The organism is Thermomonas sp., assembly GCF_047606765.1.
GTDB lineage: Bacteria > Pseudomonadota > Gammaproteobacteria > Xanthomonadales > Xanthomonadaceae > Thermomonas.
This window is the reverse complement of sequence record NZ_JASGED010000066.1, coordinates 1-11,100: the sequence shown is the minus strand read 5'-3', so window position 1 is coordinate 11,100 and position 11,100 is coordinate 1. Positions and strand designations below refer to the sequence as shown.

At 66.3% G+C, this 11,100-nt stretch carries 12 protein-coding genes and 4 tRNA genes; 12 read left to right on the top strand and 4 right to left on the bottom strand.

Annotation, left to right across the window (positions count from 1 at the left end):
- Positions 1-15: 15 nt before the first annotated feature.
- From QM612_RS06380 to hemA, 4 genes are all read right to left on the bottom strand, one after another.
- Positions 16-354 (bottom strand): helix-turn-helix domain-containing protein, encoded by a 339-nt coding sequence (locus QM612_RS06380; RefSeq protein WP_415253060.1) that lies wholly within the window; start codon positions 352-354, stop codon positions 16-18.
- A 69-nt stretch (positions 355-423) separates the two neighbouring features.
- Positions 424-870, bottom strand: a complete 447-nt coding sequence (locus tag QM612_RS06375; protein ID WP_415253059.1) for a GNAT family N-acetyltransferase — start codon at positions 868-870, stop codon at positions 424-426.
- Between the two features lie 5 nt (positions 871-875).
- A complete protein-coding gene (prfA, locus tag QM612_RS06370) occupies positions 876-1,961 on the bottom strand; it encodes a peptide chain release factor 1 (RefSeq protein ID WP_415253058.1) in 1,086 nt (361 codons plus the stop codon).
- Positions 1,958-3,223, bottom strand: a complete 1,266-nt coding sequence (gene hemA, locus QM612_RS06365; protein WP_415253057.1) for a glutamyl-tRNA reductase — start codon at positions 3,221-3,223, stop codon at positions 1,958-1,960. Before hemA ends, prfA begins: the two co-directional genes overlap by 4 nt.
- A 70-nt stretch (positions 3,224-3,293) precedes the next feature.
- Here hemA and QM612_RS06360 point away from each other — a divergent pair, with 70 nt between their 5' ends.
- From QM612_RS06360 to QM612_RS06305, 12 genes are all read left to right on the top strand, one after another.
- On the top strand, positions 3,294-4,979 hold the full coding sequence (locus tag QM612_RS06360; RefSeq protein ID WP_415253056.1) for a tetratricopeptide repeat protein: 1,686 nt from the start codon (positions 3,294-3,296) through the stop codon (positions 4,977-4,979).
- Entirely contained in the window at positions 4,976-5,614 is a 639-nt protein-coding gene (gene lolB, locus QM612_RS06355) for a lipoprotein insertase outer membrane protein LolB (RefSeq protein WP_415253055.1), read from the top strand. Before QM612_RS06360 ends, lolB begins: the two co-directional genes overlap by 4 nt.
- Entirely contained in the window at positions 5,611-6,534 is a 924-nt protein-coding gene (gene ispE, locus QM612_RS06350; protein ID WP_415253054.1) for a 4-(cytidine 5'-diphospho)-2-C-methyl-D-erythritol kinase, read from the top strand. The genes lolB and ispE overlap by 4 nt, the downstream gene beginning before the upstream one ends.
- Positions 6,513-6,588 (top strand) — tRNA-Gln (locus QM612_RS06345). The genes ispE and QM612_RS06345 overlap by 22 nt, the downstream gene beginning before the upstream one ends.
- 70 nt (positions 6,589-6,658) lie before the next feature.
- The gene (locus QM612_RS06340; RefSeq protein ID WP_415253053.1) at positions 6,659-7,618 is read left to right on the top strand and encodes a ribose-phosphate diphosphokinase; all 960 of its coding nucleotides are present in this window, start codon (positions 6,659-6,661) and stop codon (positions 7,616-7,618) included.
- A gap of 81 nt (positions 7,619-7,699) precedes the next feature.
- Positions 7,700-8,356, top strand: coding sequence for a 50S ribosomal protein L25/general stress protein Ctc (locus tag QM612_RS06335; RefSeq protein ID WP_415253052.1), 657 nt, complete (start codon positions 7,700-7,702; stop codon positions 8,354-8,356).
- Between the two features lie 116 nt (positions 8,357-8,472).
- A complete protein-coding gene (gene pth / locus QM612_RS06330) occupies positions 8,473-9,057 on the top strand; it encodes an aminoacyl-tRNA hydrolase (protein WP_415253051.1) in 585 nt (194 codons plus the stop codon).
- A 48-nt stretch (positions 9,058-9,105) separates the two neighbouring features.
- Positions 9,106-10,197, top strand: a complete 1,092-nt coding sequence (gene ychF / locus QM612_RS06325) for a redox-regulated ATPase YchF (protein WP_415253050.1) — start codon at positions 9,106-9,108, stop codon at positions 10,195-10,197.
- Between the two features lie 264 nt (positions 10,198-10,461).
- Positions 10,462-10,547 (top strand) — tRNA-Tyr (locus tag QM612_RS06320).
- Positions 10,548-10,702: 155 nt separating this feature from the next.
- Positions 10,703-10,776: transfer RNA gene (locus QM612_RS06315), tRNA-Gly, on the top strand.
- A gap of 33 nt (positions 10,777-10,809) precedes the next feature.
- Positions 10,810-10,885, top strand: a tRNA-Thr gene (locus QM612_RS06310).
- Between the two features lie 93 nt (positions 10,886-10,978).
- On the top strand, positions 10,979-11,100 hold a 122-nt coding region (locus tag QM612_RS06305; RefSeq protein ID WP_415253061.1), incomplete at its 3' end, for a GTP-binding protein.

Sequence of the window (11,100 nt, the reverse complement as noted above, 5' to 3'; positions counted from 1 at the left end):
CGAAGGCCGGCTGACTCATTTCGCCTTGCGCGTGCTGCCGGGACGCATGCTGCGCGCCACCTCCAGCAGCGCACCCTGCTGCCGCGTGTTGAGTGCGCGATAGGCGGCAAGCAGTTCGTGCTCGCCCTTGGTGCGCGCCGGGTCAAGCGTGCTGGCGAGTTCCGACAGCAACGCACCGGCAGGCACACCGAAGGTGCGCGCCAGCGCGTCGATCTGATCCTTGCCGGGCAATTTCTCGCCCTTCAGCCATGCATTGACCGTGCCGATGCCTGCACGCGGGATGGCGGTGGCAAGATCGGCAACCGTCATGCCGGTTGCCCTTGTCAGCAGTCGCAAGGTGGTGTCGATGGACATCGCATTCCCTCAGGATGGGTCGTGCGCCGAGTGTAGGGCGGGTTGTTGCCCGCCGTCACCGCTGCCGGTTCAGCCGAATGCCAGCGAATACCACTGCGTTGCGTCTTCCTGCCAACCAGCGGCGCGATACAGCGCACGCGCGGCTGCATTGTCGGTGGCGGTTTCCAGCGCGATGCCCGCCGCGCCGTCCGTGCGTGCAAAGTCCGCTGCGGCAGCAAGCAGGTCGCGGGCGATGCCCTTGCGGCGTGCTTCGGCATCGACATACAGATCGTTGAGTATCCATGTCTTCGCGGTGCGTACCGAAGAGAACATCGGATACATCTGCACGAAGCCCACGGTCGCGCTGTTGCGTTTTGCGACCAGCACCACCGATTCGCCAAAACGCAGGCGTTCGCGCAGCCACTGGCGTGCGCGTGGCAGGTCGGACGGCTGGCCGTAGAACTGGCGGTAGGCATCGAACAAGGCGCTGAGTGCGTCGAGGTCGGCGGGGCCGGCGCGGGTGATTGCGGTATCCATCGGGGTCATCCTTCCTGTGCCAGCCGCGCCAGTTCCTCGGCCTGCCGTTCCTGTTGCAGGCGCACGATCAGCGGATCGAGTTCGCCTTCGATGATGTTGGGCAGGTCGTACAGCGTGAGTCCTTCCACGCGGTGGTCGGTGATGCGGCCCTGCGGGAAGTTGTAGGTGCGGATGCGCTGGCTGCGGTCGCCGCTTCCCACCTGCAATTTGCGGTCGGCGGCGGTGGCGGCGGCGCGCTTTTCCAGTTCGGCTTCGATCAGCATTGCCTGCAGGCGCTTCATCGCCTTGTCGCGGTTGGCGTGCTGGCTGCGTTCGGTCTGCGATTCCACCACCACGCCGGTCGGGACGTGGGTGATGCGGATCGCCGATTCGGTCTTGTTGACGTGCTGGCCGCCCGCGCCGGAGGAACGGAAGGTGTCCACCTTCAGGTCGGCGGGATTGATGATGATGTCGAAGTCGCCGGCTTCCAGCGCGATGATCGCCACCGTCGCCGCCGAGGTGTGGATGCGGCCCTGCGATTCCGTTGCCGGTACGCGCTGCACCCGATGGGTGCCGGATTCGTATTTCAGTTTTGCGTAGGCGCCGTCACCTTCGATGCGCGCCACGATTTCCTTGTAGCCGCCGTGTTCGCCGGGATTGGCCGATTCCACTTCGACCCGCCAGCCGTTGCGCTCGGCATAGCGCGAATACATGCGGAACAGGTCGCCGGCGAAGATCGCCGCCTCGTCGCCGCCGGTGCCGGCGCGCACTTCCAGATACAGGCCACCGTCGTCGCGGGCATCCTTCGGCACCAGTTGCGCCAGCAGTTCGCCTTCAAGGTGCGTCAGGCGCGCCTTGGCAGCGATGATTTCGTCATCGGCCAGTTCGCGCAGCTCGGGATCGGCGCGCATCGCCTCGGCGGCGGTGAGGTCATCGCGGGCGCGTGCTTCGGCGGCAAGTGCATCGGCCACCGGTTGCAGGCTTGCGAACTCGCGCGACAGGCTGCGGAAGCGGTTCTGATCCGCAGCAACTGCTGGATCGGCCAGCAGGCGCTGAACTTCCTCGCGCCGTTCCAGCAGCGCTTCCAGTTTGCGGCGCAGGGCAGGGGTCATGCGTCGGTGTCGCCTGCGTCGGTGGCGGGAAACATGCGTTCCGCCGCGCGCGCCAGATCGCCATCGCCGGTCAGCGCGGCTTCGCGCAGGGCCACGGTGGGCGCGTGCAGCAGGCGATTGGTCAGCGTATGTGCCAACAGATCAAGCGCCTGTTCCGGCGGCATGCCGGCGGCAAGTTGCGCGCGTGCCTTCGCCAGTGCTTCGGCGCGGGCCGCGTCACCGTGGGCGCGCAGGCGCAGCAGCGGTTGCTGGCGGCTGCTGGCCTGCCATTGTTCGATGAAGCGCGCGGTCTGCAGTTCGATGATCGCCTCGGCCTGGCCTGCGGCTTCGCGGCGGCTGCGGCGGTTGTCCTCGATGGCGCGTTCCAGGTCATCGACGGTGTAGAGGAACACGTCGCGCAGGCCGGACACCGCCTGGTCGATGTCGCGCGGTACCGCCAGATCAAGCAGCAGCATCGGGCGATGCTTGCGCAGGCGCAGCGCATGTTCCACCTGCGGGCGATGCAGGATCGGCGTGCGCGCGGCGGTGGCGGAAATCACGATGTCGGCTTCAAACAGATGCTTGTCCAGCTCGGCCAGCGGCAGCGCGATGCCTCCGTGGCGGCTGGCGAGCTCCTGCGCGTGGGCCAGCGTGCGGTTGGCGATCAGCAGGCGCTGCGTCCTGGCTTCGACCAGATGGCGCGCGGCCAGTTCGATGGTTTCGCCGGCACCGATCAGCAGCACGCTGGAATCGCTCAATCGGGCAAAGCTGTCCTGCGCCAGCCGTACCGCGACCGAGGCGACCGACACCGGATTCGCGCCGATGCGTGTGTCGGTGCGGGTGCGCTTGGCGGTGGCGAAGGCCTGCTGGAACAGGCGATCCAATTGCCCGCCCAGTGCGCCGGCCTCGCGCGATGCCGCCCACGCCTGCTTCACCTGCCCGAGGATTTGCGGCTCACCCAGCACCAGCGAATCCAGCCCGCTGGCAACCCGGAACAGGTGGCGCACGGCGTCGGCATCGCAGTGCCGATACAGATAGGCATGCAGGTCATGACCATCGCGCGGATGCGTGGCAAGCCAGTCGGCCAGCGCCTGCCCGTCATCGTCCGCATGCGCGTACAGCTCGGTGCGGTTGCAGGTGGACAGCAATACCGCCTCATGCACCTGCGGCAGCGCGCGCAGCGATGCCAACGCCGGCCCCAGTGTTTCCGGGGCAAACGCCACCTGCTCGCGCAGGGAAACCGGCGCGGTCTGGTGGTTGATGCCAAGGACGTGGAGAGGCATGCAGGACGTATCCGTTCAGGTGCCTGCGCTAAGCTGCGGGCCCAATCCACCATTGTACCGGCCCACTTCCATGGCATACCCGCAACGCATCGCCCCGCGCCTGCTGCTGCCCGCACTGCTGGCATGTGCCGCCATCGCCAACGCCGCGCCGCAGGCAGGCAAACCCGGCACGGTCGATCCGCTGGAAGCCAGCATCGCCGGCGAGTTCGCATTGCAGGCGGGACAGTTGCCGGAAGCGGCGAAGCGTTATCTGGAAGCGGCGCGCGCAGCGCAGGACCCGGTGCTGGCCGAACGCACCGCGCGCATCGCCCTGCTGGCCGACGAGGACGCACTGGCCCGCGAGGCATTGGAGGTCTGGAACGCATTGCAGCCCGATGGCGGACAGGCGCAGCGCATGCTGGCGGCGAGTCTGGCCTTGCGTGGCGGCAACAAGCGCGCCGCGCGCCGTGAGCTGCACGCGCTGATGGCGCAGGACGGTGGCTGGCAGTCCGCGCTGGCGGCGCTGATGGGCGCGGTCGGCAAGCAGCAGAAACTGGTGGTGGCAATGACCCGCGAAGTCGTCGAAGACGGCGCGCTGCCCGACGAATTGCAGCCGTGGCTCGGCTTCGGCGGGCTGGCCCAGCGGCTGGAGCAGCCGAAGCTTGTGGATCACATCGTGCAACAAGTGGTGCAGCGTTTCCCCGGCGAGCCGCGCGTCGCCCTGCTGCGTGCGCAATTGCTGCGCGAGGATGGCAAGCGGGATGAAGCGCGCGGGTTGTTGGCCGGGCTGGAAGATCCCGCGCGGCTGTCGCCGCCGTTGCGCTGGGCGCTGGCTGCCGAATACGACGCATTGGGCGATGCCGGCAAGGCCGCGCAGGTGTTGGCATTCGGCACGCAGGAAGACAGCAGCTACGCGCAGCGCGCGATGCTGCTGGACAAGGCCAAGGACAAGGCGGGGCTGGCCGCGTTGTATGACGAACTCAAGCGCGGCGCGACCGAGCCCAACCCGATGCGCCGCTTGCTGCTGGGCCAGTTGGCGGAATCGCTGGAGCGTCACTCCGAAGCTTTGGACTGGTACGCCAGCGTGCCTGGCGATGACGCACAGGTGATCGCCCGCCTGCGTCGCGCCAGCGTGCTGCATGCGATGAAGCGCAGCAAGGATGCCTATGACGCCCTGCATGCGATCCAGTCGGATGCGGTACTGGACGATGAAGCCCGCCGTGGCGGCTATCTGCTGGAAGCCGAACTGCGGCAGAAGGACAAGGACGCCGCCGCCGAGCAGGACGTATTCGCACGCGGGCTTGCCGCCTTCGCCGACGATCAGGTGCTGCTGTATTCGCGTGCGCTGATGTGGGAGCGGATGGACGACATCCCGCGCGCCGAGGCCGACTTCCGCCGCATCCTGATGCTGGCCCCGGACGACGTCGCCACCCTCAATGCGCTGGGCTACACGCTGGCCGACCGCACCACCCGTTACCGCGAGGCGCTGGAGTTGATCGACCGCGCGCGCGTGGCCGAACCGGGCAACGGCGCGATCATCGACAGCTACGGCTGGGTGCTGTTCCGCCTTGGCAAGAAGCGCGAGGCGCTGGAACACCTGCGCCACGCCTATACGCTGCAGAAAGACCCGGACATTGCCAGCCACCTCGGCCAGGTGCTGTGGGTGCTGGGCAACAAGGACGAGGCGCGCAAGTATTTCGAAGAGGCGCGCAAGCTCGATCCCGAAAATCGCTCGCTGCAACGTGCCTTGCAGGAAGTCGGAGAGCCGGCGGCGTGAGCCTGCGCATCGTCACCACAGCCTTGTGCCTGACGCTGGCCGGTTGCGCTGCGCAAGCGGTGAAGCCTGCAGCGGGCGATGCCATTGCCGGCGAAGCCGCGCAGCGCGAACGCGCCGCCGCGCTTGGCCTTGCGACCGGTGATTGCGGTGCGCCGGGCTGGTCGATGGCGGGGCGCGTGGCGCTTTCCGCCGGCAAGGAAGGCGGCAGCGGTCGTCTTGAATGGACGCAGGGTGCGGGCCTGCTGCGCCTGCAATTGTCCGCGCCGGTCACCCGGCAAGGCTGGTTGCTGGAGGTCGATGCCGAAGGCGCGACGCTGCACGGCCTGCCCGATGGCACCCGGCATGGCGATGATGCGGCACGGCTGTTGCGCGAAGCGGTGGGCTGGGACATCCCGGTTGCTGCGCTGGGTTGCTGGCTGCGCGCGGTGGCGGCGGGCGAAGCGGCGTTCGGGCAGGCGCAGATCGATTACGGCACTGACCTGCTGCCGCAGCGGATCGGGCAAGGTGGCTGGACGATCGAATACACCGGCTGGCAGCCCGACCCGTTCACCCGCCTGCCGATGCCCTCGCGCATCGAAGCCCGCAACGGCGACAACCGGGTGCGGCTGGTCGTGGATCGCTGGGGCGTGGAATGACGGGTTTCCCGGCGGATGCCGGCTGGAGCGCATGGCCGGCCCCGGCCAAGCTGAACCTGTTCCTGCGCATCACCGGGCGCAGGCCGGACGGCTATCACCAGTTGCAGACCGTGTTCCGCCTGCTGGACTGGGGCGATACGGTGTATCTGCGCGCGCGCGCGGATGGCGTGATTGCCCGCGTCGGGCCGGGCGTGCAGGGCGTGGCCGAGGCTGACGACCTGCTGGTGCGCGCAGCCAAAATGCTGCAATCGGAAGCCAATTGCAGCCAAGGTGCCGATATCGGCATCGAAAAGCGTATTCCGATGGGCGGCGGGTTTGGCGGCGGTTCGTCCAATGCTGCGACCGTGCTGGTGGCGCTCAATGCGCTGTGGAGGCTGGGTTTCGATGCCGACCGGCTGGCCGCGCTGGGCCTGCGGCTGGGCGCGGACGTGCCGGTGTTCGTGCGCGGCCACAACGCATGGGCCGAAGGCGTGGGCGAGGCGCTCACGCCCATCGATCTGCCGCCGGCGTGGTACGTACTGGCCAGCCCCGGCGTACACGCCGCCACCGCTGAATTGTTCCAAGCCCCTGATTTGACGCGCAATGCTGCGCCCGCGACAATAGCGAGCTTCCTTTCCGGAACATCCCCGTCAGGGGCCGCGCTCGACAATGCGTTCGAGCCGGTGCTGCGCCGCCGTGAACCCGCCGTCGAGGCCATGTTCGCCACGCTTGCACGCATCGGCACGCCGCGCTTGACGGGTTCGGGCAGCGGTTGCTTCGTCGAGTTCGCCACCCGCGAATCCGCCGAAGCGGCGCTCGCCGCATTGCCATCGGGCCTGCTCCCATCGAGCAGGTCTGCCTGGTTGGCACGCGGTGCGGAACGGTCGCCGCTGCTGGATGCAGTGGAGCAACACATTCTAGGGGCGTCGCCAAGCGGTTAAGGCACCAGGTTTTGATCCTGGCATGCGTAGGTTCGAATCCTTCCGCCCCTGCCATCTCGCACATCCCGTTCCAATCAAACCGTTCCAATCACCCGCACGGCCAGAGCGACGCGGAGCCACCGACATGCAAGACGAACGCAATCTGCTGGTCTTCTCGGGCAATGCCAACCGGCCCCTGGCCGAGTCGGTGTGCCGCGAGCTTGGCATCCGTCTGGGCAAGGCGCTGGTCAGCCGTTTTTCCGACGGCGAAGTGCAGGTGGAAATCGAGGAGAACGTGCGCCGGCAGGAAGTGTTCGTCATCCAGCCGACCAATGCGCCGACCGCCGAGAACTTCATGGAACTGCTGGTGCTGGTGGATGCGCTGAAGCGCGCCTCGGTCGCCAGCGTCACCGCCGTGGTGCCGTACTTCGGCTACGCCCGGCAGGATCGCCGCCCGCGTTCCTCGCGCGTGCCGATCACCGCCAAGGTGGCTGCGAAGATGTTCGGCGCGGTGGGCACGGATCGCGTGCTGACCGTTGACCTGCATGCCGACCAGATCCAGGGCTTTTTCGACATCCCCGTTGACAACGTCTATGCCTCGCCGCTGCTGCTGGCCGACATCTGGCGCGCGCACGGCACCGACAACCTGATCGTGGTCTCGCCCGACGTCGGCGGCGTGGTGCGCGCACGCGCCATCGCCAAGCGCCTGGACGATGCCGACCTCGCCATCATCGACAAGCGCCGCCCGAAGGCGAATGTCGCCACGGTGATGAACATCATCGGCGATGTCGAAGGCAAGACCTGCGTGCTGGTCGATGACATCGTTGATACCGCCGGCACCTTGTGCGCCGCTGCGGGCGCGCTGAAGGAGCGCGGCGCGCAGAAGGTCGTGGCCTATTGCGTACACCCGGTGCTGTCGGGTGCGGCGCTGGACAACCTGAGCCGCTCGCAGCTGGACGAACTGGTGGTCACCGATACCATCGCGCTGTCCGCTTCCGCGCGCGGTTGCCCGAAGATTCGCCAGCTCAGCGTGGCGGAATTGCTGGCCGAAACCATCCGCCGCATCGCCTTCGGAGAATCCGTCAGTTCGCTTTACGTGGACTGACATCCCCACTCACCTGGTCGCGGGTGAGTGTCCACAACCGCCGCGAGGCGGTTTCATTGCAACGAAAGAGAGTGAAACAACATGGCAACGACACATGAAATCCAGGTCGAGCGCCGCGAGGTTGGAGGGAAGGGTGCGAGCCGCCGCCTTCGCCACGCCGGCAAGATCCCGGCCATCGTCTATGGCGGTGAGCTTGAGCCCGTCAGCATCCAGCTTGACCACGAGAAGGTCTGGCTGGCCCAGCAGAACGAGTGGTTCTACTCGTCCATCCTTGACCTGAGCCTGGGTGGCGACGTCCAGAAGGTGCTGCTGCGTGACATCCAGCGCCATCCGTTCAAGCAGATCATCATGCACCTGGACTTCCAGCGCGTGGACGAAAATGCAGCCCTGCGCGCGCAGGTGCCGCTGCACTTCCTGAATCAGGACAAGTCCCCGGCGGGCAAGACCGCAGGCATCCTGGTGCTGCACGAGTTGAACGAAGTCGAAGTGAGCTGCCTGCCGAAGGATCTGCCGGAGTTCATCGAAATCGACCTGTCCGCGCTGAACGTCGGCGACATCATCCACCTGTCCGAGCTGAAGCTGCCGGCGGGCGTGGAACTGCCGGCGCTGAAGCTGGGGAAGGAACACGACGTGGCCGTGGTGATCGCCAAGCACGCCAAGGAAGAAGAGGTGGATGCCGCCGCGCCGGAAGCTGCCGAAGTGCCGGCGACCAAGGCCACCAAGAAGGACGACAAGTAATCGCGTTGTTCGTCATTCCCGCGAAAGCGGGAATCCATGGACTTTGTATTTGTACCGTATGACGTCCATGGATCCCCGCCTGCGCGGGGATGACGAGCTAGGGCAATTTCGTTCCAATGGCTGGTTTGCGCCTCATCGTCGGGCTGGGCAATCCCGGTCCCGAACACGCCAGAACCCGGCACAACGCCGGGTTCTGGTTTGTTGACGCCCTTGCAGAGCAACTGGGCGGGCGTTTCGGGCTGGAAAGCAAGCTGTTTGGCGAAACCGCGAAGGTCGAAATCGCGGGGCAGCCGGTCTGGCTGCTGAAGCCGGCCACCTTCATGAACCTGTCCGGCAAGTCGATCACCGCAGCCCTGCGCTACTGGAAGATCGAACCGGACGACATGCTGGTCGCCCACGACGAGCTTGACCTGCCGCCCGGTGTGGCGCGGTTGAAGTTCGACGGTGGCCACGGTGGCCAGAACGGCCTGCGCGACACCATCCGCCTGCTTGGGCATGGCAAGTTCCATCGCCTGCGGGTTGGCATCGGCCATCCCGGACACAAGGACAAGGTCACGCCGTGGGTGCTGGGCAAGCCCGGACGCGATGACGAAGCGATGATCCTGCGCGCCATCGACGATGCCCTCGGCGTCATGCCGCTGGCCGTGCAGGGCAATTTTCCCGATGCGATGACGCGGCTGCACACGCCGCGTTCGCAATGATTTCTTTCGCGTAGCAAAGCGCTGCGCGGTAACGGAGCAAGACGCGACATGGGCATCAAATGCGGCATCGTTGGCCTGCCGAACGTCGGCAAATCGACACTGTTCAACGCGCTGACCAAGGCCGGCATCGCCGCCGCCAACTTCCCGTTCTGCACCATCGAGCCGAACGTCGGCGTGGTGCCGGTGCCGGACCCGCGCCTGAACGCGCTGGCCGAGATCATCAAGCCGCAGAAGGTGATCCCGACGGCGGTGGAGTTCGTCGATATCGCCGGTCTGGTGGCCGGTGCCGCCAGCGGTGAAGGCCTGGGCAACAAGTTCCTCGCCCACATCCGCGAGGTCGATGCGATCACCCATGTGGTGCGCTGCTTCGAGAACGACGACGTGATCCACGTCAGCAATCGCATCGACCCGATCGCCGATATCGAAACCATCGACACCGAGCTGGCGCTGGCCGATCTCGAATCGGTGGACAAGGCCATCGCGCGCTTTGAGCGCGTCGCCAAGAGCGGCGACAAGGATGCGAAGGTGAAGATCGAGATCCTGCAGCGGCTGCGCGCCGCGCTGGATCAGGGCAAGTCCGCCCGTTCGGTTGGGTTGGACGAGGAGGAAAAGGCCGCAATCCGCGACCTGTTCCTGCTCACCCTCAAGCCGGTGATGTACGTCGCCAACGTGATGGAAGACGGCTTCGAAGGCAATCCGCATCTGGACGCCGTGCGCGCCCGCGCCGCGGAAGAGGGCGCGCAGGTGGTGCCGGTGTGCGCCGCCATCGAGGAAGAACTGAGCCAGCTTGACGATGCCGACCGCGACGATTTCCTGAAGGATCTGGGGCTGGACGAGCCGGGGCTGAACCGGCTGGTGCGCGCGGCCTATACGCTGCTGGGCCTGCAGACCTACTTCACCGCAGGCGTCAAGGAAGTGCGTGCATGGACGGTCAGGGCCGGTGCCACCGCGCCGCAGGCCGCTGCCGTGATCCATACCGACTTCGAGAAGGGCTTCATCCGCGCCGAAACGATCGGCTACGACGACTTCATCAAGTATCGGGGCGAAGCCGGGGCGCGGGATGCGGGGCGGCTACGCCTTGAAGGCAAGGAATACCGCGTTCAAGAGGGCGACATTCTCCATTTCCGCTTCAACGTCTGATTGCGCCTGCTGCGCTCGCGCATGCGGGCGCGCGGCGGTGCTCGCCGCCTCATGGGCCCGCAAGCCCACATCGGCAGCTGCGCTCTTCGCGCATCCCGCCTGCGCTTCACTCGCCACGGCGCAATGCTTCTGGCAGGGCCTTCGCCCGCTTGCCGATTTCCTGTCAGCCGGAAAATCCCGCATCTAACCGTTGACAGTCCCGCAGGCGGGGGTCAAAATTGCGGGCTCTTTGGAGGGGCTGCTTGCCTTCCATCGAAACAATTCGGAGGGATACCCAAGCGGCCAACGGGGGCAGACTGTAAATCTGCTGGCTTACGCCTTCGGTGGTTCGAATCCACCTCCCTCCACCAGGTTCCAAGGTTATTGCTGTATCAGGTCGTTGGGTTGTAGCAGGGCCAAGGCGCGTAGCGCCGCAGCCATCCACCTCCCTCCACCAGCTTCACAGGATTTCGCGGTACCCATCGGTCTTACCAGCCGGTGGCGCAACACGGCAGGGCCTCCCGGCGCGGGAGTAGTTCAATGGTAGAACTGTAGCCTTCCAAGCTACTAGCGCGGGTTCGATTCCCGTCTCCCGCTCCACCATTGCATTGCAAGGCCCCGCTGCAAAAACCTGCTCACGTAGCTCAGTCGGTAGAGCACCTCCTTGGTAAGGAGGAGGTCGATGGTTCGATTCCATTCGTGAGCACCAACACAGGCGGATGCGTCCGCCGGCGGCGTCGCAGGCGCCGCCGCCGTTCCACCAGCAGTCACCAACTCCATACCGTCATCGAGACAGGCAGCCATGGCAAAGGGTAAGTTCGAGCGCACCAAGCCCCACGTGAACGTGGGCACGATCGGTCACGTGGACCACGGCAAGACGACGCTGACGGCGGCGCTGACGAAGGTGGGTGCGGAGCGTTTTGG

Coding starts and splice junctions, on each gene's coding strand:
- pth (WP_415253051.1), top strand. CDS start 8,473: ATGGCTGGTTTGCGCCTCATCGTCGGGCTGGGCAATCCCGGTCCCGAA.
- QM612_RS06335 (WP_415253052.1), top strand. CDS start 7,700: ATGGCAACGACACATGAAATCCAGGTCGAGCGCCGCGAGGTTGGAGGG.
- ychF (WP_415253050.1), top strand. CDS start 9,106: ATGGGCATCAAATGCGGCATCGTTGGCCTGCCGAACGTCGGCAAATCG.
- hemA (WP_415253057.1), bottom strand. CDS start 3,223: ATGCCTCTCCACGTCCTTGGCATCAACCACCAGACCGCGCCGGTTTCC.
- prfA (WP_415253058.1), bottom strand. CDS start 1,961: ATGACCCCTGCCCTGCGCCGCAAACTGGAAGCGCTGCTGGAACGGCGC.
- QM612_RS06360 (WP_415253056.1), top strand. CDS start 3,294: ATGGCATACCCGCAACGCATCGCCCCGCGCCTGCTGCTGCCCGCACTG.
- ispE (WP_415253054.1), top strand. CDS start 5,611: ATGACGGGTTTCCCGGCGGATGCCGGCTGGAGCGCATGGCCGGCCCCG.
- QM612_RS06375 (WP_415253059.1), bottom strand. CDS start 870: ATGGATACCGCAATCACCCGCGCCGGCCCCGCCGACCTCGACGCACTC.
- QM612_RS06380 (WP_415253060.1), bottom strand. CDS start 354: ATGTCCATCGACACCACCTTGCGACTGCTGACAAGGGCAACCGGCATG.
- QM612_RS06340 (WP_415253053.1), top strand. CDS start 6,659: ATGCAAGACGAACGCAATCTGCTGGTCTTCTCGGGCAATGCCAACCGG.